23 protein-coding genes are annotated in these 25146 nt (G+C 52.1%); 11 read left to right on the top strand and 12 right to left on the bottom strand.

Translation table 11 applies throughout. The annotated features are described in order from the left end of the window. Positions 1-50: 50 nt before the first annotated feature. Entirely contained in the window at positions 51-2348 is a 2298-nt protein-coding gene (bglX, locus tag NMD08_RS09325; protein ID WP_370620016.1) for a beta-glucosidase BglX, read from the bottom strand. Between the two features lie 232 nt (positions 2349-2580). On the opposite strand from bglX, the gene dld reads away from it, so the two are divergent. Next, positions 2581-4290, top strand: a complete 1710-nt coding sequence (gene dld / locus NMD08_RS09320; RefSeq protein ID WP_151219816.1) for a D-lactate dehydrogenase — start codon at positions 2581-2583, stop codon at positions 4288-4290. A 99-nt stretch (positions 4291-4389) separates the two neighbouring features. Here dld and pbpG read toward each other — a convergent pair whose 3' ends face one another. Together pbpG and NMD08_RS09310 are read right to left on the bottom strand one after the other, a co-directional pair. Next, complete coding sequence (gene pbpG / locus NMD08_RS09315) at positions 4390-5337, bottom strand: D-alanyl-D-alanine endopeptidase (protein WP_151219817.1); 948 nt, start codon at positions 5335-5337, stop codon at positions 4390-4392. A 180-nt stretch (positions 5338-5517) separates the two neighbouring features. Further along, positions 5518-6105, bottom strand: a complete 588-nt coding sequence (locus tag NMD08_RS09310) for a Yip1 family protein (protein WP_252837765.1) — start codon at positions 6103-6105, stop codon at positions 5518-5520. Between the two features lie 164 nt (positions 6106-6269). On the opposite strand from NMD08_RS09310, the gene NMD08_RS09305 reads away from it, so the two are divergent. Further along, positions 6270-6842 (top strand): DedA family protein, encoded by a 573-nt coding sequence (locus NMD08_RS09305; protein ID WP_151219819.1) that lies wholly within the window; start codon positions 6270-6272, stop codon positions 6840-6842. A gap of 24 nt (positions 6843-6866) precedes the next feature. Here the strand turns inward: NMD08_RS09305 and mdtQ are convergent, their stop codons facing one another. Next, positions 6867-8306 carry a multidrug resistance outer membrane protein MdtQ gene (gene mdtQ / locus NMD08_RS09300; protein WP_187253405.1) on the bottom strand — a complete coding sequence of 480 codons (1440 nt, stop codon included), beginning with the start codon at positions 8304-8306 and terminating at the stop codon, positions 6867-6869. A 169-nt stretch (positions 8307-8475) separates the two neighbouring features. Between mdtQ and NMD08_RS09295 the strand changes: the two genes are divergently transcribed. Continuing rightward, complete coding sequence (locus NMD08_RS09295) at positions 8476-9210, top strand: bifunctional 2-polyprenyl-6-hydroxyphenol methylase/3-demethylubiquinol 3-O-methyltransferase UbiG (RefSeq protein ID WP_151219820.1); 735 nt, start codon at positions 8476-8478, stop codon at positions 9208-9210. A gap of 183 nt (positions 9211-9393) precedes the next feature. On the opposite strand, the gene dusC is transcribed toward NMD08_RS09295, so the two are convergent. From dusC to NMD08_RS09265, 6 genes are all read right to left on the bottom strand, one after another. Beyond that, the gene (gene dusC, locus NMD08_RS09290) at positions 9394-10344 is read right to left on the bottom strand and encodes a tRNA dihydrouridine(16) synthase DusC (RefSeq protein WP_151219821.1); all 951 of its coding nucleotides are present in this window, start codon (positions 10342-10344) and stop codon (positions 9394-9396) included. A gap of 61 nt (positions 10345-10405) precedes the next feature. Further along, entirely contained in the window at positions 10406-11599 is a 1194-nt protein-coding gene (locus tag NMD08_RS09285; protein WP_151219822.1) for a 3-hydroxybenzoate 6-monooxygenase, read from the bottom strand. A 14-nt stretch (positions 11600-11613) separates the two neighbouring features. Further along, a complete protein-coding gene (gene maiA, locus NMD08_RS09280; protein WP_210904568.1) occupies positions 11614-12258 on the bottom strand; it encodes a maleylacetoacetate isomerase in 645 nt (214 codons plus the stop codon). An 8-nt stretch (positions 12259-12266) separates the two neighbouring features. Continuing rightward, a complete protein-coding gene (locus NMD08_RS09275) occupies positions 12267-12968 on the bottom strand; it encodes a fumarylacetoacetate hydrolase family protein (protein ID WP_151219823.1) in 702 nt (233 codons plus the stop codon). Between the two features lie 15 nt (positions 12969-12983). Continuing rightward, positions 12984-14021 carry a gentisate 1,2-dioxygenase gene (gene gtdA, locus NMD08_RS09270; protein WP_210904567.1) on the bottom strand — a complete coding sequence of 346 codons (1038 nt, stop codon included), beginning with the start codon at positions 14019-14021 and terminating at the stop codon, positions 12984-12986. A gap of 11 nt (positions 14022-14032) precedes the next feature. Further along, positions 14033-15391: an aromatic acid/H+ symport family MFS transporter gene (locus tag NMD08_RS09265; RefSeq protein WP_286538944.1), complete on the bottom strand. Its 1359-nt coding sequence runs from the start codon at positions 15389-15391 to the stop codon at positions 14033-14035. A gap of 127 nt (positions 15392-15518) precedes the next feature. Between NMD08_RS09265 and NMD08_RS09260 the strand changes: the two genes are divergently transcribed. The 8 genes from NMD08_RS09260 (at position 15519) to preA (ending at position 22511) form a co-directional block, all read left to right on the top strand. Beyond that, positions 15519-16427, top strand: a complete 909-nt coding sequence (locus NMD08_RS09260; RefSeq protein WP_151219826.1) for a LysR substrate-binding domain-containing protein — start codon at positions 15519-15521, stop codon at positions 16425-16427. Between the two features lie 131 nt (positions 16428-16558). After that, complete coding sequence (locus NMD08_RS09255; RefSeq protein ID WP_016153711.1) at positions 16559-16957, top strand: CidA/LrgA family protein; 399 nt, start codon at positions 16559-16561, stop codon at positions 16955-16957. Further along, positions 16954-17649 carry a CidB/LrgB family autolysis modulator gene (locus tag NMD08_RS09250; RefSeq protein ID WP_370620012.1) on the top strand — a complete coding sequence of 232 codons (696 nt, stop codon included), beginning with the start codon at positions 16954-16956 and terminating at the stop codon, positions 17647-17649. Before NMD08_RS09255 ends, NMD08_RS09250 begins: the two co-directional genes overlap by 4 nt. Positions 17650-17797: 148 nt before the next feature. Beyond that, positions 17798-18682, top strand: coding sequence for a cytidine deaminase (gene cdd, locus NMD08_RS09245; RefSeq protein ID WP_187253409.1), 885 nt, complete (start codon positions 17798-17800; stop codon positions 18680-18682). A 163-nt stretch (positions 18683-18845) separates the two neighbouring features. Next, positions 18846-19565 (top strand): outer membrane permeability protein SanA, encoded by a 720-nt coding sequence (gene sanA, locus NMD08_RS09240; protein WP_151219829.1) that lies wholly within the window; start codon positions 18846-18848, stop codon positions 19563-19565. Positions 19566-19567: 2 nt separating this feature from the next. Then, entirely contained in the window at positions 19568-19807 is a 240-nt protein-coding gene (locus NMD08_RS09235) for a DUF2542 family protein (RefSeq protein ID WP_005129200.1), read from the top strand. A 233-nt stretch (positions 19808-20040) separates the two neighbouring features. Further along, entirely contained in the window at positions 20041-21282 is a 1242-nt protein-coding gene (locus NMD08_RS09230; protein ID WP_210904564.1) for an NAD(P)-dependent oxidoreductase, read from the top strand. After that, positions 21276-22511 (top strand): NAD-dependent dihydropyrimidine dehydrogenase subunit PreA, encoded by a 1236-nt coding sequence (preA, locus tag NMD08_RS09225; protein WP_151219831.1) that lies wholly within the window; start codon positions 21276-21278, stop codon positions 22509-22511. Before NMD08_RS09230 ends, preA begins: the two co-directional genes overlap by 7 nt. Before the next feature lie 57 nt (positions 22512-22568). On the opposite strand, the gene mglC is transcribed toward preA, so the two are convergent. Together mglC and mglA are read right to left on the bottom strand one after the other, a co-directional pair. Further along, positions 22569-23579, bottom strand: a complete 1011-nt coding sequence (mglC, locus tag NMD08_RS09220) for a galactose/methyl galactoside ABC transporter permease MglC (RefSeq protein WP_003027393.1) — start codon at positions 23577-23579, stop codon at positions 22569-22571. A 15-nt stretch (positions 23580-23594) separates the two neighbouring features. Then, positions 23595-25115, bottom strand: coding sequence for a galactose/methyl galactoside ABC transporter ATP-binding protein MglA (gene mglA, locus NMD08_RS09215; RefSeq protein ID WP_005129207.1), 1521 nt, complete (start codon positions 25113-25115; stop codon positions 23595-23597). Positions 25116-25146: the final 31 nt, after the last annotated feature.

Raw genomic sequence — 25146 nt, 5'->3', positions numbered from 1 at the left:
TTGCAGGCCCGATAAGTGTATCCATCAGGCATGATGCGTGGCGTTATTAATTACAGCAGTTCAAACTCGCCCTGCTTCACTCTGGCGGAATCCACACCGATAAAGACGTTAAACTTGCCCGGTTCTGCATCGTATTGCATACGCTGATTCCAGAACTTCAGCGCTTCAATGTCGATCGGGAAGCTGACTGTCTGGGTTTCGCCCGGCTTAAGATTCACTTTCTCAAAACCTTTCAGCTGTTTTACCGGACGACTCATGGAAGCGGTCACGTCCTGTAAATACATCTGAATCACCGTCGCACCTTCGCGCTTCCCGGTGTTGGTCACCTGCACGCTGGCCGTCACGGTCCCGTCACGTTTCATCGTTGGAGAAGAAAGCTTCACATCAGAAACGGTGAACGTGGTGTAGCTCAGGCCATAGCCAAAGGGATACAACGGACCATTCGCTTCATCAAAGTAGCGCGATGTGTACTTGTTCGGCTTGTCCGCATTATACGGGCGTCCAGTATTAAGATGGCTGTAATAGACCGGGATCTGTCCGACAGAGCGCGGGAAAGACATCGGCAGCTTACCTGACGGGTTGTAATCGCCAAACAGCACATCGGCGATGGCGTTACCGCCTTCAGTCCCGGCAAACCAGGTTTCGAGGATCGCATCGGCCTGTTGATCTTCTTTAACCAACGCCAACGGACGTCCGTTCATCAGCACCAGAACCAGCGGTTTACCCGTTGCTTTGAGGGCGGCAATCAGGTCACGCTGACTCTGTGGAATAGTGATATCGGTGCGGCTGGAGGCTTCATGCGCCATGCCCTGCGCTTCGCCGACCACCGCAACCACCACGTCAGACTGCTTCGCGGCGTTCACGGCTTCATCGATCATCGCCTGCGGCGAGCGAGGATCAACCTTCACAGCCTCTTCATACAGGTTGAGGAAATCGACAATGCCTTTGTCGTTGGTGATATTCGCCCCTTTGGCGTACACCACTTTCCCCTGCTCGCCGAGGGCATTTTTAATTCCCGTCAGCACTGTTACTGACTGTTCGGCAACACCGGCAGCGGACCAACTGCCCATAACATCACGCTTGCTATCGGCCAGCGGACCGACGACTGCTACGGTGGCGGATTTTTTCAGCGGCAAGGTTTCCAAACGGTTTTTCAGCAGCACCAGGCTTTCACGCGCCACTTCACGCGCCTCTTTGCGATGCAAACGGCTTTCCGCGTTGGTGTCCTGCGGGTCAGACTCTTTAGCCCCCAGATGGCTGTACGGATCGTTAAACAGCCCCATATCATATTTTACGTTCAGCACATGACGCGCGGCGTCGTCCAGCTCCGCCATCGTCACTTTGCCTGACTTAATCAACCCCGGCAGGTATTTGCTGTAATACTCATCGCTCATACTCATGTTGATACCGGACTTGATCGCCACGCGCACCGCGTCCTCAGGATCGGCAGCGGCACCGTGCTTAATCAGTTCCTTAATCGCACCGTGATCGGAAACGGTGATGCCCTTAAAGCCCCACTCATCGCGCAGCACGTCTTTTAACAGCCAGGCATCCGACGTCGCCGGTGTACCGTTCAGCGAATTAAGACCCACCATTACCGCACCGCTACCGGCGTCCAGCCCGGCTTTGTACGGTGGCATATAATCATTGAACAGACGCTGTGGACTCATATCGACGGTGTTGTATTCCTTCCCACCTTCAACCGCGCCATATGCGGCGAAGTGCTTGACGCTGGTCATTACCGAATACCTGTCTGCCGGGCTTTTCCCCTGCATCGCTTCCACCATGGTTTTGCCCATCGTGGCGGTCAAATAGGTATCTTCACCAAACCCTTCCGAGGCGCGCCCCCAGCGAGGATCGCGTGAGACATCGACCATCGGCGCCCAGGTCATATTCAGACCATCATCGGCAGCTTCATAGGCGGAAACCCGCCCCACGGTTCTGACCGCATCGAGATTAAAGGAGGATGCCAGACCGAGGCTTATCGGGAACACGGTACGCTGGCCGTGTAATACGTCGTAGGCAAAAAAGAGAGGAATTTTCAGGCGGCTAAGTTCCATCACCTGATCCTGCATTTTGCGGATATCCTGGCGCGTGACGGTGTTAAAAATTGCCCCAACCTGCCCGTCTTTGATCATCGCGCGGATGGCTTCTTTCGGGTTATCAGGCCCGACGCTTATCAAACGAAGTTGCCCAATTTTCTCATCCACGGTCATCTGCTTAAGTAAATCGGTAACGAAGGCATCCCGCGCTTCTGGCGTCAGTGGATGGTTACCAAACAGAGTGTCCGCCAACGCGGGCTGCAACGCCAGACTCACCGCGACACCTACAGAACATAGCCATTTCATGTTGATTCTCTCTTTATTTTTTCCCGACGGAGCAGCGAAAATATAACAAAAACCGCAGTTTGCCGTAAGACTAAACGGGAGTGATAAAGAAAGCTAAGGTTATTCTCCTAATTTTCAAAACCAGCGCAAATCATTAGAAGACGAACCAGAGACAATATGAATGAGAAAGCGTATTGTCATACAAAGCGCTATGCTTGTTCCTGATATTGAGTCCCACCACAAGGAGTGGAGAATGTCTTCCATTACAACCGATAATAAAGCTTTCCTTAATGAACTGACCCGTCTGGTGGGTCATTCTCACCTGCTCACTGAACCTGCTAAAACTGCCCGCTATCGCAAGGGATTTCGCTCCGGTCAGGGCGAGGCGCTCGCCGTTGTATTCCCGGGCTCGCTTTTAGAACTGTGGCGCGTCCTCAACGCTTGCGTCACCGCAGATAAAATTGTCCTCATGCAGGCCGCCAATACCGGCCTGACCGAAGGATCTACGCCGAGCGGTAATGATTACGACCGCGAGATTGTCATTATCAGCACCCTGCGTCTGGATAAACTGCACGTCATCGGCAAAGGCGAACAGGTGCTGGCTTATCCCGGTACAACGCTGTATTCGCTGGAAAAGGCGCTCAAACCGTTTGGCCGTGAGCCGCATTCAGTGATCGGATCCTCCTGTATTGGCGCTTCGGTAATTGGCGGCATTTGCAACAACTCCGGCGGCTCGCTGGTACAACGCGGCCCGGCATACACCGAGATGTCGCTGTTTGCACGTATTGACGAACAGGGCAAATTGCAGTTGGTCAACCATCTGGGTATCGAGCTGGGCCAGACCCCGGAGCAGATCCTGAGCAAACTTGATGACGAACGGATTAAAGATGACGATGTCCGCCACGACGGGCGACACGCGCACGATCACGACTACGTCACCCGCGTCAGAGATATTGAGGCGGACACGCCAGCCCGCTATAACGCCGACCCGGATCGCTTGTTTGAATCATCCGGTTGTGCAGGTAAGCTCGCGGTTTTCGCCGTGCGTCTGGACACCTTCGAGGCCGAAAAAAATCAGCAGGTCTTTTACATCGGCACCAATCAGCCTGAGGTGCTAACGGAAATTCGCCGTCATATTCTGGCAAAATTTGAGCATCTGCCGGTCGCTGGTGAATACATGCACCGCGACATTTACGATATCGCAGAGCAATACGGCAAAGATACGTTTCTGATGATCGACAAGCTCGGCACCGACAAAATGCCGTTCTTCTTCACCCTGAAAGGCCGCACCGATGCGATGCTGGAAAAAGTGAAAATTTTCCGTCCGCACTTTACCGATCGCGCCATGCAGAAGTTTGGCCATTTGTTCCCCAGCCACTTACCGGCGCGCATGAAAAGCTGGCGCGATAAATACGAACATCACCTGCTGTTAAAAATGGCCGGTGGCGGCGTGGCTGAAGCACAAAACTGGCTCAGCGAGTATTTCAAAACCGCTGAAGGTGACTTCTTTGCCTGTACGCCGGAAGAAGGCAGCAAGGCATTTTTGCATCGTTTTGCGGCGGCTGGCGCGGCGATACGTTATCAGGCCGTGCATGCAGATGAAGTGGAAGATATTCTGGCGCTGGATATCGCGCTACGCCGTAACGACACCGAATGGTACGAGCATCTGCCGCCAGAGATCGACAGCCAGCTGGTGCACAAACTCTATTACGGTCACTTTATGTGTTACGTCTTCCATCAGGATTACATCGTGAAAAAAGGCGTGGATGCGCATGCGCTGAAAGAGCAGATGCTGGAACTCCTGCGCGAGCGCGGGGCGCAGTACCCGGCAGAGCATAACGTCGGGCATCTGTATCAGGCACCGGAAACCCTGACCCGTTTTTACCGTGAGAATGATCCGACCAACAGTATGAATCCGGGTATCGGTAAAACGAGTAAGCTGAAATACTGGAAAGAGTCGTAAACCGGGAAAAGATAAGCGCCCCCGGACATGTTGCCGGAGGCGCTTTGCTTGCCTGACCTACAGCAACATGAGTGCCATGTAGGCCAGATAGCGTCTTATTTAATCGTTTTGCGCGGTTTGCTCACCCGTCGCAGTACCTGCCGACGCCATCTGAGCCGCTTTTTGCTTTTTATAGCTCAGCGCCGCCGCCGGAACCGGCATTACCTTGCCCGTTTCGATCCAGGTACGTAAACGGCTGGCATCGGCAAAGTGGGTATATTTGCCAAAGGCATCCATCACCACCAGTGCAACCGGTTTGTTGTTAATCACCGTGCGCATCACCAGACAGTGGCCCGCCGCATTGGTAAACCCGGTTTTGGTTAACTGAATATTCCAGTTATCGCGGTATACCAGATGGTTGGTGTTACGAAACGGCAGCGTATACGCCGGGTTGGCAAATGTCGCCATATCTTCACGCGTCGTACTTAGCTGGCCAATCAGCGGATACTGTTTGCTGGCAATCAGCAGTTTGGTTAAATCACGGGCGGTCGAGACGTTATGGATCGATAACCCGGTGGGTTCCACAAAGCGTGTCTGGGTCATGCCCAGCGCTTTCGCTTTGGCATTCATGGCCTTGATAAACGCGTTATACCCGCCCGGGTAATGATGCGCCAGGCTCGCCGCCGCGCGGTTTTCTGATGACATCAGCGCCAGCAGCAGCATGTCTTTGCGGCTGATTTCACTGTTCAGTCGTACGCGAGAGTAAATGCCTTTCATCTCCGGCGTCTGGCTGATATCCACTTTCAGCTTTTCATTCAGCGGCAGTCGCGCGTCAAGCACCACCATCGCCGTCATTAATTTGGTAATCGACGCAATCGGACGCACCAGGTCCGGGTGGTTCGAATAGATAACTTTGTTGGTATTCAGATCAACAATCATCGCGCTACCGGACGCTATCTCAGGTTGAGAAGCCGCTGCGGTAGTTGCCGTTTTCGCCACGGCTTGGGGTGCAAAAGGAACAGCCAGCACCAGGGCAAGGCTTAATAATGAAACTCGGAATTTCAGCATGATGAGATTTCTGATAATGGTTTACGCACGTCACAACGCACACCGCCAGAGATTAAGTATTATCTCAAGCTAGCTCAGGCATCATAGCGATCCGGCAGGTTTGCCGCCACAGGAGAATCGTCTCGAAATGCTGCGTTGCTGACTTTTACGGCAACAACGCAGCGCAGACAGGTTTATCCGTCAGAATAACCGATAGCCATAACCCCACAGGATCACCGTAATAGCCAGCAGAACCTCCAGTACCAGTACACCAATCGCCAGCGTCGAGCTGGAAAAGCTTAACCCTTCCTCGCGGGTGATATTCAGGAATGTCGGAATGCCGAGATAAAGTAGATAACCGGTGTAAAACAGCGCGATAGTTCCGACCAATGCGCACAGCCAGACCAGCGGATAAAGTGCGACCAGTCCGCTTAAAAATAGCGGCGTCGCGACATATCCAGCAAAGACCATACAATGTGCCAGCGACGGACGTTGCGAGTAATTACGCGCCATCCACCAGATTACCCGGCCCATAATGGCGACGCCTGCCAGCATCACCCCGTAAAACAGAATTGCCATTGCAAATCCGGTCAACAGGGATAACTTCAGGACATTGCCATCGCCGAAACTCCAGCCAATTTGTGTGGTACCAATAAACGCGCAAATAACCGGGATTGCCGCCATCAGCAGTACATGATGGGTATAGTGATGCGAAACGCTTTCGTTTTCGCTGTTGATCACATGCATTTCACGATCGGGATGGGAAAACAGCCCCCAGACATGGTTCATACCGCCCCCTTCTTGCCAGCTCCGGACCTCAACAGTTCAAGTATAATTCAGCTTTGGATTAATTTTTGTACAACAACAAAAATGACGAACTGCTAATTCCACGCTTTTAAACCCAACGATGATTCACAGGGTGTATGCTTGATGTCAGGAGGTCATCCAGACGTATGGATATAAACAATCTTATTGCACATTACGGTTACGCCGCGTTGGTCATTGGCAGTTTGGCCGAAGGCGAAACCATTACCCTGCTGGGCGGCGTAGCGGCGCATCAGGGGTTACTTAAATTTCCTTTGGTGGTTATCTCGGTGGCCCTGGGCGGGATGATTGGCGATCAATTGCTGTATCTGCTGGGGCGTCGTTACGGTGGCAAAATTTTGCGTCGTTTCTCAAAACATCGCGACAAAATCCGCCGGGCACAGAAAATGATCCAGCGCCGTCCCTATTTGTTCGTGATTGGTACCCGTTTTATGTACGGTTTTCGCGTGATCGGCCCATTGCTGATTGGCGCAAGTCATCTGCCGCCTAAAATTTTCCTGCCGTTGAATATTCTGGGAGCGCTGGCATGGGCGCTGATATTTACCACGCTGGGCTATGTGGGAGGAGAAGTCATCGCGCCGTGGCTACACAATCTCGACCAACACATTAAGCATTGGATATGGCTGGTTCTGGTAATTGCGCTGGTAGTGGGCGCTCGGTGGTGGTTAAAAAAACGCAGCAGCAAAAGTACAGCCCGGTAGGGTGATATCTACCGGGCCGGTGCGTTACGACGCGTGGTAACCGCCCCCCAACGCGCTGGTCAACTGGATGGAAGCATCCAGCCACTGTCCCTGTAAAATCAGAGCATTACAATGTTCGCGTAGTGCTGGGATCTTTGCCTGACTGACCCGGGAACCGGCAATAATTCCGGCATTAAAGCGCGCCTGCGCCAGCCCCACTACGCGCTGCGCATCATGCTCAATCTGCTGCTGATGCTGATTCTTCTGCGCCAGGGTTGCCACTTGCGATACTGCACGCGCCACGTCATTCACCGCATCCACCACGGCTTTGTTGTAATTCGCCACCGTCAGGTTACTTTGCGCTTTCGTTATGTCGAGATTCGCGTTCAGCCTGCCGCTGTCAAAGATAGGCAGCGTCAGCCCGGCCGTTACGCCCAGTTGCTGCGCGGAATGACGGAAAAGATCACTCAGATGCAACGCATCCTGTTGTAAAAATGCCATCAGATTCACATCGGGATAAAACGCTGCTTTCGCGGCATCAATGCTGCTCAGGGATGATTCAATGTACCAGTGCGCCGCCTGTAAATCCGCTCGGCGAGCCAGCAACGAATAACCTAACCGGGGCGGGAGCTGACTTTCAACGGCGGGCAGCGTAGTTGAATGCAGCTTCAGGGCAGTGGACTGCGCGTTGGTTAGCGCGCTCAGCCGCGCTTCAATTACCTTCATTTTACCGCTGACATCGTTCAGCTGTTGTTCCGTCTTGCTGGAATCAATATCGGTTTCAACGCCTTCCACCGAAGACGTAATACCGTTTTGGTACAGCTGACGATCGACGGCAATGATATTCTTCTGCTCGGTTTCGATTTGCGTCAAAACGGTTTTCAGGGCTGCCTGCGTTTGCCATTCCCAGTACAGACGAGAGACGCCGCTCGCCAACAGTTGTCGGGTTTGTTCGCGCTCGGCTTCACGCGCCTTAACGACCCCAATACGCGCCGTCACTTCGGCCCTGTTTTTCCCCCACAGATCCAGATTCCAGCCTGCAGTTAATCCAAAGGTGCCGTTGGTGTACCACGGCCCTGTCGTCCCGGCAGCCGGATCGGTAAGCGCAAACGGCCCCATCAACCCTTCCGCGGACATTCTCTGACGTTCTACGTCCGCAGAGAAATCAATTTCCGGGCCATCCTGCGCCTCTACGGCCTTAGCCTGTGCCTCCGCCAGTTGAATACGTTGTTCCGCTACCTGCATATCTGGAGAATTTCGCAACGTGCTGTCAATCAACGCATTAAGCTGGGGATCGTGATATGCCTTCCACCATTGGCTGTCCGGCCAGCCATTTTTTAACGCAGCAGGCAATGTAGTATCGGCATTCGTTGCTGGGGTCTGCTGTGAAAGAGACTGGCGATCATCATGCATGGGCGCGCAGCCTGACATAAAAATAAAAAGCGGCAATAATGCCGTAGTAATAAAAAGGGAATTGCGATTCATGGAGAGATACTGGTAAGAAAAGATGTGCAGAGATTACGACGTGTCGCTATTGCTTTTTTAGTTACGCGTGGCAATACACCTTTGGCAATAAAAATATATAATCAGAAAAATATAGGCCAAACAAATAAGATAGATTAATTAATTTTAATAATTTATAGATGGAGATATCATGTCACAGAATATCTATGACAACCCCGAGTTCTTTGCCGGATATGCCACACTGGATCGTTCAGTAAAAGGACTCGACGGCGCGCCAGAATGGCCGACAATACAAGCGATGCTCCCCGCTCTGCAGGGAAAAAATATACTCGATTTGGGCTGTGGATATGGCTGGTTTTGCCGCTACGCGCGCGATAACCATGCAGCCAGCGTAGTGGGGCTGGATATTTCACAAAAGATGTTAACCCAGGCGCAGAGTATGACACAGGGTGATGGCATCATCTATCAGCGTGAAGATCTTGAAACGCTTACCCTGTCACCGAATTCCTTTGACCTGGTTTACAGCTCGCTTGCCTTGCACTATTTGCGCGATATAGAGCGATTATTAGTAACGATTTACCAGTCGTTAACACCGGGAGGTATGTTGGTTTTCTCTGCCGAGCATCCCATTTATACCGCGCCGCTTAATCAGGGCTGGATAAAAGACAAAACCGGGCAACAATCCTGGCCGGTCAATCATTATCAGCAGGAAGGTGAGCGCATCAGTAACTGGTTCGCGGATGGCGTCATAAAGCAGCACCGTAAGCTGGCGACCTGGATTAATGCGCTGATTGCCGCCGGATTCGAAATCGTCTGTGTCGATGAATGGGGGCCGTCTGCAGAACAGATTGCTGAAAACCCGGCGCTGGATGAAGAAAAAGAGCGGCCAATGGTGTTTCTGCTCAGCGCACGTAAACCTGGGTAAGGTCATTACAGGAAGATTTCAGATGCTTTCCTATACTTAACCTGAACTCACCAAAAAGGAACGCTGATGAAAATCTTATTGTGGATTATTTTAATTATTTTTCTGATTGGGTTATTGGTGGTAACTGGCGTGTTTAAGATGATTTTTTAAAGAAACAGGCCACTCCGGTGGCCGCTTAATTTGTTAATGCAATTTAGCTATATCAATGGCCTGAATCGCGCGGGCGATATCCGGGGAATTGTTTAGCGCGCGAATTTCCTGAAACAGCGCGGTTGCCTCTGAATATTCTTTGCGCAAATACCCTAACCATTGCTTAATCCGCGCCACGTGATACAGCCCGGTATCCCCCTGCTTTTCAAGACGGGTATATTTTTGCAATAGTGTTACGACATCAGGCCACGGCATACGCGGCTCGTTATACTTCACTACCCGGCTCAGGTTAGGAATATTTAATGCTCCCCGACCGATCATCACCGCATCGCAGCCGGTGATAGCCATGCAATCCTGAGCACTTTGCCAGTTCCAGATTTCGCCATTCGCGATAACCGGAATGGTAAGCCGCTGGCGAATCTCACCGATCGCCTGCCAGTTGATATGTTCGGCCTTGTAACCCTGCTCCTTGGTTCGGCCATGCACCGCCAGCTCGCTGGCGCCAGCCTGCTGGACGGCATCAGCAATTTCAAACTGTCGATCGCTGTTGTCCCAGCCCAGACGCACTTTCACCGTCACGGGCAGGTGATCAGGAACCGCCTCGCGCATGGCTTTTGCTCCGCGGTAAATAAGCTCAGGATCCTTCAGCAACGTTGCGCCACCGCCGCTGCCGTTGACCAGTTTTGACGGACAACCGCAGTTCAGATCGACACCGTATGATCCCAGTTCTACCGCACGCGCCGCATTCTCCGCCAGCCACTGCGGGTATTGCCCCAACAGCTGTATGCGAACCTGCGTACCGGATGACGTGCGGCTATTGTTATGCAGTTCCGGGCAGAGCCGATGGAATACTTTTGCCGGCAGGAGCTGATCCACCACGCGCACAAACTCGGTGATGCACAGATCGTAATCATTCACTTCAGTCAGCAGCTCGCGCACCAGTGAGTCGAGCACGCCTTCCATCGGCGCCAGTAAAACACGCATATCGTCACCCGTAAAAAAAGAGGCGCTATGGTAGCGCCTCCGTTCGGGAGATTAAAGAGGCTCAACGTGGCAGCAGGCAGTTATCTTCTTTCCAGCCGTATAACCATTCCATTGCGCGATAAAATTCCGCCTGCGATTTGTCTTTCCATAACAGATTACGCACCTGACGCTCGACGCCTGCGGCGTGGTAAACACGCCCCATTTCGCGTGTTGACCAGACAATGCGTGCCGTGCGTGGAATACGCACCGACTCATACAAAGCAAAGGCATCAGCCGCATCACCGTCACACTGGTGTATCGCCCTACCGAGGGTGACAGCATCTTCCAGCGCCATACAGGCCCCCTGCGCCATATATTGCGCCACCGGATGCGCGGCGTCCCCTACCAGGGTAATTCGGTCACTTCCCCATTTATCTACCGGTTCGCGGTCAGCGGTTGACCAGCGACGCCATGACGTTGGTTTATCCAGCATCTGACGCGGACGCGCATGGATCCCGGCAAAATAGGAGAGCACTTCCTCTTTACTGCCATCCTTCACGCCCCACTCTTCCTGCTGACGACTGTGGAAGGTCACCACCAGGTTGTATTGTTTACCGCCACGCAGTGGATAGTGCACCAGGTGACAATGCGGTCCGGCCCACAGCACCGGCGCGTTAATGCGCAAATCTTCCGGCATATCATCACAATCAATCACGGCACGATAAACGACGTGCCCGGTCACGCGTGGCGCATCGCCAATCAGATACTGACGAACAACCGATTTCACGCCGTCACAGCCCACCAGGATATCCGCCGTCCAGCTGTTGCCCTGCTCGTCAAAGACCGTTACGTCATCTTCTGTCTGGCGAATATCCACCACGTTAGTTGACGTGCGATACTCAACGTTGGGATGAACCAGCGCCGCTTCCCAGACGCTGGCGTGAATATCCACCCGATGGATAACCGCATAAGGACCGCCAAAGTGATCGCGAAACGCCTGCCCGGTTTCAATGCGTACCACCTCTTTGGCGTTTACCGCATCCATCATGGTGATGTGATCGGTAAAAACGGCACGCTGACGGGCGGCTTCCCCCACGCCGAGGCTATCCAGAGCAGAGAAGGCGTTCGGCCCGAGCTGAATACCCGCGCCAATTTCACCAATCTCGTGCGCTTTCTCCAGCAACATCACTTTAATGCCCTGACGGGCCAGCGATAGCGCGGTCGCCGCGCCGCCAATCCCACCACCCACGATAATTGCGCGTGTCACTTTAGCCATTGTCGTTCTCCTTATCAGGCTGGAATTTTGTCTTGTTGATTCTCAGGCGCGGCGGCGATAAACGCCGGAAGCTGGGTACAGGCATCATATACCGCCTGACAGCGCGGATATCCGCTCAGATCGCAACCCATCCGTAAGGCGTTTGCCCACTGCGGGATCAGACAGCAATCCGCCAGCGTCGGCGCGTCTCCCACGCAGAACGTCCCCGAGTGACTCTGGCGTAGCATCTGTTCCACCGCGCTTAACCCTTGCTGGATCCAGTGGGCATACCAGCGTTTTTTATCTTCTTCACTGACCTTTAGCTCTTCGCTCAGATAGCGCAGCACCCGCATGTTATTCACGGGGTGGATATCACAGGCGATGGCATAAACAATTTCCAGCACCTTACTGCGCGCCGGGTAGCTAACAGGCAGCAGCGGCGACTGTGGAAAGTGATGATCCAGCCAGTCGGTTATCGCCAGCGACTGTCCGAGCGATTCGCCATCATCGGTGACCAACGTTGGCACCAGCCCCACCGGGTTCATCCGCCGGTAGGCCAGCGCGTTCTGCTGACCAATACGAATGTTGACACCCACCGTCTGGTAATCGAGCCCCTTCAGCGCCAGCGCAATACGCACGCGATATGACGCGGAGCTATTAAAGAAACTGTACAGCTTCATCATCCACCTCAGACAATCTTCACGGCGATGGGGGTTAAACCGTCTACGTTGCCGGTGATCACATCGCCTTTCACCACCGCACCCACGCCTTCCGGTGTACCGGTGTAAATCAGATCGCCCGGCTGCAGTTCGAAAAAGCCGGACAGATAGCTAATGGTTTCATTGACTGACCAGATGAGATGACGAATATCGCTCCGCTGATGATCATCGCCATTAACCTGCAACCAGATAGGCGCACTGTTAACATCCGCGCTTTCACTGGCTCTATGCAACGGCGCGATAGGGGCAGAGAGATCAAACGCTTTGCCAATTTCCCACGGACGCCCCATCTGGCGCATTTCCATCTGCCTGTCGCGACGGGTCATATCCAGACCAGTGGCATAGCCCCAGATATACTCGTGCGCTTTTTCCAGCGGTATATCACTGCCCTTTTTACCGATCGCCACCACCAGCTCTATCTCATAGTGATAGTTATCGGTCTGCGCCGGGTATGGCAGCGCCAGGATTTGACCGGCTGCTACCGGGACCACCGCGTCGGCGGGTTTACAGAAGAAGAACGGCGGTTCGCGATCCGGGTCAAAACCCATTTCACGCGCATGAGCGGCATAGTTACGGCCCACACAGTAAACACGGTGCACAGGAAATAGTTCATCACTACCAACCACCGGAACGGTAACAGGCGCTTGCGGTTCGAATACGTATTGCGTCATTTTTTCTCTCCCAAATTAATAACGTGCTTCACGGAACAACCCCAGCGCTTCCTGAACCGGTCTGTCCGAAAAACTAAATAAAACGGTGTCTTCGCCGGTCTGGAACGACACGCCGTGCCAGGTTGGGACCACAAAGATATCTTTTGGCGAAAAATTGAAAGTCTCATTACCGATGGAGACTTGTCCGCGGCCTTCCACAACATGGTAGATAGTGCTGTCGGTGGTTCGCGCCATCCGCGAAGTAAAGCCCTTCGGCAACAGTTGCAGGAAGGTCCCCATTGAAGGCATGGGATAGCCGCCGGTTACCGGGTTGACGTAGCGCATCTTGTAGCCATCCCACTCGTCGGCATCGCCGAGGCGAGTCAGGTCATACAGCGCTTCACGACTGCGATCGTAGCGATAATTAAAAATTGGCGATGAGTTACCTTTCTGATGACGCAGCGGCAACATATTGGCTGCATAGCGCGGTAAATAATCTCCTTCCTTGCGCGTGACCGGCTGCTGATCCTCCGGGTAGTCTTCCGCAAAGCCGCAGCCCAGCAGATTCACCAGCGGCAGATCCAGACCGTCCAGCCACACCACCGGTTCACTGCCCGGATTGCCGTGATCGTGCCAGCGCCACTGCGGCGTCAGAATAAAATCGCCTTCATGCATCTGGGTTCGCTCACCGTCTACGGCGGTAAATGCCCCTTTCCCTTCAACAATAAAACGCAGTGCAGACTGATTATGGCGGTGACTCGGCGCAACCTCGCCCGGCATGATTAACTGCAATCCGGCATACAGGGTTGGGGTGATTGAAGACTGACCGCGCAGCATGGGGTTTTCCAGCACCAGTACGCGCCGAATCGCCTCTTTCGCGCCAATCAGATCGCCGCTTTCCAGCAGTAACGGACGGATCTCCTGATAATTCCAGTACGCAGGCGCGCAGTTCGCGTTCGGCGTTGGCGGCACCAGACGGTGCAGCGACTCCCACAGTGGGGTCAGATTCTGCCCGGAAATATGCTGGTAAAACTGCTGACGGCTGTTCTTAACATCCTGATTCAGTTCAGACATAGGGATTCTCCTTATTCATTCACAACGCTTGCACGTGGCAGGGTATTTGAGGCAGAGGCCGACTGGCGGATAACAACCGTCAGTAGCGTAAGCATCACCGCACTGATGGCCGCCGGAACGGCAATGATGAAAAACAAATTATCGAAAGAGAAATTCATTGCCATCATCACGCCGCCGGAAAGCGAGCCGACAATCGCGCCGCAGCGGCCAATCGCATTAGACCAGCTGACGCCCGTGGCCCGGCTCTGTGTCGGATACAGCGTGGCGGTTAACGCATTGAGACCCACCTGCGATCCGCTGATCCCGATACCGGTGCCAAAAATGGCCAGCGCCATCAGCCACAGGCCGTTTTCGCTTAAGCCAATCATGACGATACACACCGCCCCCAGCGCATAGCTCACTGCCAGCACGCGGAAAGGATTGTATTTATCCATCAGTACCCCGAGCGCCAGCGCCCCGAGCGTGCCGCCAATCTGGAAGGCGGCGGTCACCCATGAGGCGTGCTGCAGGTCAATTCCACGATGGTTTAACAGCGTTGGCATCCAACTGGAGAGCAGATAAATAATCAGCAGGCTCATAAAGAACACTACCCATAACATCAGGGTAATGGGCAACTGTCGCCCGACGAACAGTTGGCGGATGCTGCCTTTAGCAATTGCGGTGCCTTCGTTGAGATAAAAATGGGTATTGTCATAACGTTCCCGGGTGATGGCGCTAACGGTTCTGGCAATCACGTTAGGCGGCAACTGACGACGAACCTGCCAGCGCGGAGATTCCGGTAGTGCAAACAGCAGAGCGACAAACAGCATCAGCGGTAGAACGCCTCCCAGCACCAGAATGCCGTGCCAGCCAATAACCGGCACCAGTTGCGCACTCACAATCCCGCCCATCGCCGATCCCAGGGTAAATCCACAAAACATCATGGTCACCAGCGCGCCACGCCGCCGCGCTGGCAGGTATTCTGACGTCATGGTGATGGTATTCGGCATCGCACCGCCCAGACCTAATCCGGTAAGAAAGCGCAAAATAACCAGCGTTTGTAGATCGGGAGAAAAAGCCGAAATCAGGCTCAGGGCGCCGAACAGCGCCACGCAGAGTTCTATCACCCGTTTGCGGCCAAAACGGTCTGACAGCGGGCCGCAGAGCAGTGCGCCAGCGGTTAGTCCCAACAGGCCTGCGCCAAACAACGGTGCCAGATCGCCGGCAGTCAGCTGCCAGTGAGTCCGGATGTCTGGAGCGATGAAGCCGATAGCTGCGGTATCAAATCCGTCGAGCATGACGACCAAAAAACAGCAAATGATGACGCGCCATTGCGTCTTACCGACAGGAGCGGAATCGATCAGTGCTTGTAGATCACGTTGTTGAGTCATAGTGAATGCCTCAGTGCAGGTATAAGTAGATGTCTGTTTTGTTTTAGGTATGTTGCGACTTTGTATGTTTGGAGATGAAATGTACAATGGCTTTTCATGCAGAGGCATAACCTGGAGGTTATAGCAAATGGCTAACTGGGCGCAGAAACTTAAGTTGCATCACCTGCAAACGCTTATCGCACTGGGGGAACAGGGAAATTTGACTCACGTCGCCCGAATGATGAATATCACCCAGCCGGCGCTGTCAAAATGGTTATCACAGCTCGAAGATGAGATTGGCATCACGCTCTTTGAACGCCACAGTAAAGGCTTACGTCCCTCCGAAGGCGGCAAGCTGCTACTGCAGCACGCGCAACGCCTGATCAATGATATGGAACGTTCTCAGGTTGAAATCGCCCGTTTTAAACAGGGCGGTCTGGTAGGAAGTCTGAAGATCGGCTGCTCGCCAGTGGCGACCGACTGCGTCTCACAAGCGATACTGGGTTTGCTTAAAGAACTGCCGACCCTGCATCTTAATATTGAAGAGAAGGTGATGACCCCGCTGCTGCACGATCTGCTCGCGGGTTCGGTGGATGTGGTCGTCGGGCGCGTCGGGGGCCGGGCGCTACAACTGCCGCTCAATTATCAGGTGCTGTATACCGAGCCGGTTTGTTTCGTCGCCCGCCCTGACCATCCGCTGGCAAACTCTCCCCTGCTCACCTGGAATGATCTCGCTGACTGGCGCTGGATTGTCTGGCCGACAGGAACGCCCATTCGCATCAGCATTGACAACGCGCTGGTTGACAACGGTGTGATGCTGCCGGAAAACACGATTGAATCTGCATCAATGAACGTCAGCACCAACCTGCTGCAAAGTAGCGATATGATCTCTATTCTTTCTCTGCGTCTGGCGCAGCGTTATGCCACCCAGGGACAGCTGGCTATTCTGAATTTGCCGAAGATTGAACAAAAAGGCAGCGTGGGCGTATTCTGGCGCAACAATGAAACGCCCTCCACGGCCCTGAGTCGTTTTCTGTATTACCTGGCACAGGTTTAACGCGCTGATTTAGGGGCATCGCCTAATGTTCCCAATGTCTATTTCTCCTATGCTTAGAATTCATGATGTGATCGGTAGCACGTTTTAAAGTTTAATTGTATGATGAATCAGTCTCGTCAAGGGTTCCAATTATGAGCAAAGCACTGAATATTATCTGGCAATATTTGCGCGCATTCGTCCTGATTTATGCCTGCCTCTATGCAGGTATTTTTCTTGCATCGCTACTTCCTATCACCATTCCGGGCAGTATTATCGGCATGCTGATTCTGTTTGTCTTACTGGCTTTGCAGGTGTTACCGGCAAAATGGGTTAATCCCGGCTGCTACGTCCTGATTCGCTATATGGCCCTATTGTTTGTCCCAATTGGCGTAGGGATCATGCAGTACTTTGATCTGCTCCGCGCGCAATTTGGTCCGGTGGTGGTGTCCTGTACCATCAGTACGCTGGTCGTTTTCCTGGTGGTGAGCTGGAGTTCACATATTGTGCACGGTGAGCGCAAAATCGTTGGGCAAAAAGGGTCTAAAGAATGATGTCGTATATCTGGTGGTCGTTACCGCTTACCCTGACGGTGTTTTTTGCCGCACGTAAGCTGGCAGCACGATTTAAAATGCCACTATTGAATCCGTTGCTGGTCGCCATGGTGGTGATTATTCCGATACTGATGTTGACCGGTATTCCCTACGATCACTATTTCAAAGGCAGCGAGGTGCTGAACGATTTGCTACAGCCTGCCGTGGTCGCACTGGCCTATCCGTTATACGAACAGTTGCACCAGATTCGCGCCCGCTGGAAATCAATCATTGCCATTTGTTTTGCGGGGAGCGTCGTGGCGATGGTGACAGGTACAACAATCGCCTTATTGATGGGCGCATCGCCGCAAATTGCCGCATCTATTATGCCGAAATCGGTCACTACGCCTATTGCTATGGCGGTGGGAGGCAGCATTGGCGGTATTCCGGCTATCAGCGCCGTATGCGTCATTTTTGTCGGTATCCTCGGGGCGGTGTTTGGTCATACATTGCTCAACGCCATGCGTATTCGTACTAAGGCCGCTCGTGGGCTGGCCATGGGTACCGCTTCGCACGCCCTGGGCACTGCACGCTGCGCAGAACTGGACTATCAGGAAGGCGCGTTTAGCTCACTGGCGCTGGTTATTTGCGGCATTATCACCTCGTTGGTTGCCCCATTCCTGTTCCCAATTATTCTAGCAGTGGTCGGTTAACCTTTACTTTTTGCTGATTTATTTGCGATGCGTTGCACATTTTTAATTTAAGTTTCATAAGTTGCACACACAATGGGATTTGGATCACATATAAAGCCGTAACAGGCCCGTAAACTACGATTCCATTACATTGTTATGAGGCATCGCCATGCATCCACGTTTTCAAACTGCTTTTGCCCAACTCGCGGATAACTTGCAAACAGCCCTGGCCCCTGTTCTGGCGGATGTGCACTTCCCCGCTATGCTGACTGCTGAACAGGTCTCTTTGCTGAAACGCGAATCGGGACTGGACGAAGACGCGCTGGCATTCGCTCTGCTGCCGCTGGCTGCGGCCTGCGCACGTACCCCGCTGTCCAACTTTAACGTCGGTGCAATCTCTCGCGGCATCAGCGGAACCTGGTACTTCGGTGGGAACATGGAGTTCCTGGGCGCAACAATGCAGCAAACCGTTCATGCCGAGCAGAGCGCTATTAGCCATGCCTGGTTACGTGGCGAAAAAGGACTCGCCGCGATTACCGTCAACTACACCCCTTGCGGGCACTGCCGTCAGTTTATGAACGAACTAAATAGCGGACTGGATTTACGTATTCATCTGCCAGGTCGTGCGCCACACGCGCTGCGCGATTACCTGCCTGATGCCTTCGGCCCGAAAGATCTGGAAATTAAAACGCTGCTAATGGACGATCAGGATCACGGCTTCGTGCTGCAGGGCGATGCGTTGACCCAGGCAGCAATCACCGCCGCCAACAGATGCCATATGCCGTACAGCAAATCCCCAAGCGGTGTTGCGCTGGAGTGTAAAGATGGCCAAATTTTTAGCGGCAGCTATGCTGAAAACGCCGCCTTCAACCCAACTCTTCCGCCGCTGCAGGGCGCGTTAAACCTGTTGAATCTCAACGGCTATGACTACCCGGATATCCAACGCGCCGTGCTGGCTGAAAAAGCCGATGCGCCATTGATTCAGTGGGATGCGACCTCCGCCACCCTGAAAGCGCTGGGCTGTAATAATATTGAGCGCGTTCTCCTGAGTTAATCGTCTCAATAACGCCAGTTCGTAGGCCGGATAAAGTGTTTACACCGTTATCCGGCAATATGCAGAATGTCTAAAATCCCCTCAATCAGATTGCTGTTTCTTGCGCTACGTCTTCGGGTACAGTAGCCTGATTGAAATTCCATCCAAATAACGAGTTTTCTGCATGTTAAAGCGCGTGTTTTACAGCCTGTTAGTCTTGTCTGGCTTGCTGCTGTTGACTGTGCTTGGACTCGACAGATGGATGAGCTGGAAGACTGCTCCCTACATTTACGACGAACTGCAGGATTTACCCTACCGCCAGGTAGGTGTGGTTCTGGGCACGGCGAAGTATTACCGCACCGGCGTCATCAATCAGTATTACCGCTACCGCATTCAGGGTGCATTGAACGCCTATAACAGCGGGAAGGTAAACTATCTGCTGCTGAGCGGCGACAACGCGCAGCAAAGCTACAACGAACCGATGACGATGCGTAAGGATCTGATTGCTGCAGGCGTTGATCCGGCTGATATTGTGCTTGATTACGCCGGGTTCCGTACGCTCGACTCCATCGTGCGTACCCGCAAGGTATTTGATACCAACGATTTCATCATTATTACTCAGCGATTCCACTGTGAGCGCGCCTTATTTATTGCGCTTCATATGGGGATTCAGGCCCAGTGTTATGCGGTACCTTCGCCAAAAGATATGCTCACCGTGCGAGTACGTGAATTTGGTGCTCGTTTTGGCGCACTTGCTGATCTCTACATTTTCAAACGTGAACCGCGCTTTTTAGGCCCCCTGGTGCCAATTCCTACTATGCATCAGGTACCGGACGATGCACAGGGATATCCGGCGGTCACAGCCGAACAATTGCTCGAATTACAAAAGAAACAAGGAAAATAAGCATGGATGTACAAACCCTTTTTGTCGTATTGGCCTTTCTGCTCATCCCTGTGTTTTGTTTCCGTGAAGCCTGGAAAGGCTGGCGTACTGGCGCGGTAGATAAAATTAAGAAGAATGCGCGTGAGCCGGTTTATGCCTACCGGAATGAAGCCCCATTACAGTTCTGGTCTTATGTATTGGTTTATGCCGGATGCGGATGTTTATCTTTCGGTATGGTTATTTATTTAGTCTTTTATCGCTAAAGAGATTACCTTTATATTAGCGCTTGAGAATAGCTAATATTATGATAATGGTTAACATTTCAATATAAGGGATTAATGCTGCGCGCCAGCATTTCCCTCAAACTATCTTCTATTTGTGAATCTTTTCACAGAATACTCTTCCTGCAGTGCTTAGCCTTAAGAATAGCCTTTCTGTTTTTATATTTTGTTATTAACAGCTTGCCTTAATTTACTCAAGCATTAAGGAATAAAATATGCCACAACAAAATTATCTGGATGAGCTCACGCCTGCTTTTACCCCATTATTAGCAATAAAAGAGGCTTCCCGCTGTTTATTATGTCACGATGCCCCCTGTAGTCAGGATTGCCCGGCGCAAACCGATCCCGGAAAATTTATTCGATCCATTTATTTCCGCAATTTTAAAGGCGCTGCCGAAACTATCCGGGAAAATAATGCGCTCGGTGCAGTATGCGCCAGGGTTTGCCCAACCGAAAAATTATGTCAGCGCGGATGTACACGTTCAGGTATTGATAAACCGATCGATATTGCACGTCTGCAGCGCTTTATTACCGATTTTGAACAGCAAACGGCAATGAAAATCTATCAGCCAGCGACAAAAAAGCTGGGCAAGGTTGCCGTCATCGGTGCGGGCCCGGCAGGGTTACAGGCCAGCGTAACGCTAAGTAATCTTGGTTATGACGTCACCATCTTCGAAAAACAGGCTCAGCCAGGTGGCTGGTTGCGCTATGGCATCCCTGAGTTTCGTCTGCCGCAATCGGTTTTGGATCTTGAAATTGCCCGTATCGTTGAAATGGGCGTGACCATCACGTGCAATTGCGAAGTCGGCAATGCCCTTTCCGTTGAGCAACTCAAAGCGAATTATCGCGCCGTACTGGTTACCGTGGGGATGTCTTACGGTTCAACGTTACCTCTGTTTGAGAGAGCGAATAACGTTGAAATTGCCGTCGATTTCCTGCAACGCGCCCGGCAAGCCAGCGGCGATATTACCGTCGCGCAAAGTGCATTAATCATCGGCGGTGGCGACGTGGCGATGGATGTCGCCAGTACCTTAAAGTTGCTGGGCTGTCCGTCAGTCACCTGTGTAGCGCGTGAAGAACTGGCTGATTTCCCGGCCAGCGACAAAGAATTCAACAGCACCCAGGCATTAGGGGTATCGATTATTGACGGTTTCACGCCTGTGGCGGTTAACGGAAATCGGGTTTCCTTTAAACACGTACGCTTGCCAGGTGAACTCTCGCTTGAAGCCGAGCACATTATTCTTGCCGTCGGCCAACACGCTCAGCTTGATAATTTTGCCGCGTTAAAGCCCCAGCACAATCTTATCGATACGCAAAACTACCAAACCACCGATCCTGTCCTGTTTGCTGCTGGTGATATTGTTGAGGGCGATAAAACGGTTGTTTACGCCGTGAAAACCGGTAAAGAAGCAGCTCAGGCCATTCATCACTATTTAGAGGGAGCTTGCTCATGTTAACGAAAGATCTTTCTATTACCTTTTGCGGCGTCAAATTCCCCAACCCATTCTGCCTCTCTTCCTCTCCGGTGGGCAATTGCTATGAAATGTGCGCCAAAGCCTATGAAAGTGGCTGGGGCGGTATTGTTTTTAAAACGATCGGGTTCTTTATTGCGAATGAGGTCTCTCCGCGCTTTGATCATCTCAGCAAAGAAGATACCGGCTTTATTGGCTTCAAAAACATGGAGCAAATTGCCGAGCATCCGCTGGAGGAGAATCTGGCCGCAATCCGCCGACTGAAACAGGACTATCCGAACAAGGTTCTGATTGCGTCGATCATGGGGGAAAATGAACAGCAATGGCAGGAACTGGCCCGCCTGGTTGAAGAGGCCGGTGCCGACATGATCGAGTGTAACTTCTCGTGCCCGCAAATGACCTCGCATGCTATGGGCAGCGATGTAGGACAAAGCCCTGAGCTGGTTGAAAAATATTGTCGGGCAGTGAAACGCGGATCGCCCCTGCCAATGCTGGCAAAAATGACGCCGAACATTGGTGATATGAGTGAGGTGGCGCTGGCGGCAAAACGTGGAGGTGCGGATGGTATCGCGACCATCAATACGGTTAAATCCATCACTAACATCGACCTGAACAGGAAAATCGGGATGCCGGTCGTCAACGGCAAATCCAGTATTTCCGGCTACTCCGGCAAGGCCGTTAAGCCTATCGCCCTGCGATTTATCCAACAACTGCGGATGCACCCTGAACTGCGGGATTTCCCAATTAGCGGCATCGGAGGAATTGAAACCTGGGAAGATGCAGCCGAGTTTTTACTGTTAGGCGCGGCCACGCTGCAGGTGACCACCGGGATCATGCAGTATGGATATCGGATTGTGGAGGACATGATCAGCGGATTGTCACATTACCTCGCCGATCAAGGGTTTGACTCACTGGAGGAGATGGTGGGTCTGGCCAATGCCAATATTATCCCCGCTGAGGAACTTGACCGTAGCTACATCGTCTATCCGGATATCCATCTGGATAAATGCGTTGGCTGCGGTCGCTGCTACATCTCCTGTTACGACGGTGGGCATCAGGCGATGGAATGGAACGATGAAACCCGCACGCCGCACTGCAACACGGAAAAATGTGTCGGATGCTTGCTGTGCGGTCACGTTTGCCCGGTAGCCTGTATCGAACTGGGTGAGGTGAAATTTAAACCTGGTGAGAAAGCGCACGAGTTAACGTTGTAATACTGACAAAAAAGCCCGGTACAGATTGCGCTGTGCCGGGCTTTTTGCGTTATACGATTACTTCTTACGCGCGTACTTCAGTGAGTCCAGCGCGACCGCGAAGATAATAATGCCGCCCTTGATAATATACTGCCAGTAAGGGTTCACACCAATGTAGGTCAGACCATAGTTGATAACGGTGAAGATAATCACACCGGTCACCACGCCAAACACGGTCCCTACCCCGCCGCTGAACGACACGCCGCCAACCACGCACGCGGCAATCGCATCCAGCTCATACATAAAGCCGAGGTTGTTGGTTGCCGAACCGATACGCCCGGCTTCGAGCAAACCACCAAACGCATAGAACACGCCAGACAACGCATAGATGATCAGCAGGTTCAGCGCAACGTTTACCCCGGACACTTTCGCCGCTTCCGGGTTTCCGCCGATAGCAAAAATATTCTTACCGAAGCGGGTTTTATTCCACAGCACCCATACAAAGGCCACGGCAATCAGCGCGTAGAAGGTGATGTAGGAGAGTCGGAAACTGCCCAGCGCAATAAAGCCCTGCGCAAAGGTTGAGAATCCGCTGTCAAAGCCAGAAATTGGCGATGCGCCGACGAAGTCGTAGTACAGGGAGTTGATCCCGTAAACGATAATCATCGTACCCAGGGTGGTAATAAACGGCGTCACGTTCAGATAAGCGATGATGATACCGTTCACCAGACCGATAATGGCGCCAATCACGCAGACAATCAGCACCACCACGATAATTGGCATCGTCGCCATTTCCGGGAACACCTTGTTGGCGTTCTCCATCGACTGCAGCAAGGTTGCCGCCACGACCGCCGCAAGGCCAACCTGACGTCCCGCAGACAGGTCGGTCCCCTGGGTAACAATCAGCCCTGCCACACCCAATGCGATAATAATACGCACCGAAGATTGCGTCAGAATATTACTCAGGTTCAGTAAGCTTAAGAAAGTGGGATCCTGGAAAATAATAATCGCCAGCAAAACCAAAAGAACAACGTAAATTCCGCCTTCTTTCAGATAAGTAAGAAAACTTTTCTTATTTAACGCACTCATGAGGAGCCCCTAATCTTAAAGGTGCAAAGACGCAAGACGGAGGATTTCGTTTTGCGTTGTCGTTTTAGTGTCAACAATCCCGGCAACGAGACCATTACTCATCACCAGGATACGATCGGTAATACCCAATAGCTCCGGCATTTCAGAGGAAATAATAATAATCCCCTTATCCTTTTTCGCGAGTTCGGCAATCAGCTGATAAATTTCAAATTTCGCGCCGACATCGATACCACGTGTAGGTTCATCCAGCATCAGAATTTCTGGCTGCGTTAATAGCCAGCGGCCAATAACCACCTTTTGCTGATTACCACCAGACAGTGAACCGATTTGTGTACGATGGCCCGGCGTTTTCACCCTCATGGAGTCAATTACCCATTGGGTATCACTCTTCATGCGGGAATTATCCAGCAGACCGACTTTATTTTTATAGTTTTGGATATTGGAGATTAACGAGTTAAAACCAATATCCAGGTACGCGTAAATACCGGTTGAGCGGCGTTCTTCCGTGACCAGCGCAAAACCATGATTGATGGCCTCATTTGCGCTGTGGTTATTAATTTTTTTGCCGTGTAGCGTAATTGTACCCGATGATTTCTCACGAATACCAAACAGCGTTTCAACGATATCAGTACGTTTAGCGCCGACCAGACCAGCAATCCCGAGAATTTCCCCTTTGTGCAAATCAAACGAGACATCACGAATTGACGGCTGACGCAGCGAGGTCAGGTTACGCACTTGCAGAATCACTTCACCGGGCTTGTTTTCTTTGTCCGGAAAACGTTGGTTCAGTGAACGCCCTACCATCATGGCGATGATCTTATCCATATCCAGCCCTTCCAGCGGCTGGGTCGCAATCCACTGGCCGTCGCGCAGCACGGTGATTTCATCACACAGTTGGAAAATTTCTTCCATTTTGTGAGAAATATAAACAATACCGCATCCACGTTCTTTCAGCTTACGGATGATGGTGAACAGATGATTAACTTCTTTCTCGGTTAACGATGACGTTGGTTCATCCATGATGACGATTTTGGCGTCATAGGAGAACGCTTTCGCAATTTCAATCATCTGCATTTGTGAAACGGATAATGTGCCGACGCGTGCGCGCGGATCGATATCAATATCCAGCTCATCAAATATCGCTTTGGTATCACGGTACATTTTTTCCTGATCGACAAACATACCTTTGGTGGGATAGCGTCCCAACCACATGTTGTCCATCACAGAACGTTGTAATACCAGGTTTAATTCCTGATGTACCATCGAAATACCATTCTCAAGCGCTTCTTTAGCAGAATGAAAATCGATTTCTTTACCCTGAAATAAAATACTGCCGGAATCTTTTTGATAGATGCCGAAAAGACATTTCAATAATGTGGATTTCCCCGCACCATTCTCCCCCATTAAGGCGTGGATCGAATGTGGGCGGACTTTTAAATTGACATTATCAAGAGCCTTAACGCCGGGGAAGGACTTGTTGATGCCGGTCATTTCCAACAAGTATTCGCCTGACGACTGAGTATGTGTGCTGACCATAATTATACCTTGTTGGCCTTGCAGAGTGCGT

Origin of the sequence: Citrobacter meridianamericanus, assembly GCF_041320245.1 — a bacterium.
Taxonomy (GTDB): domain Bacteria; phylum Pseudomonadota; class Gammaproteobacteria; order Enterobacterales; family Enterobacteriaceae; genus Citrobacter; species Citrobacter meridianamericanus.
Note: the sequence above shows the minus strand (reverse complement) of the source record. Positions and strands in the feature narration are given on the sequence as shown.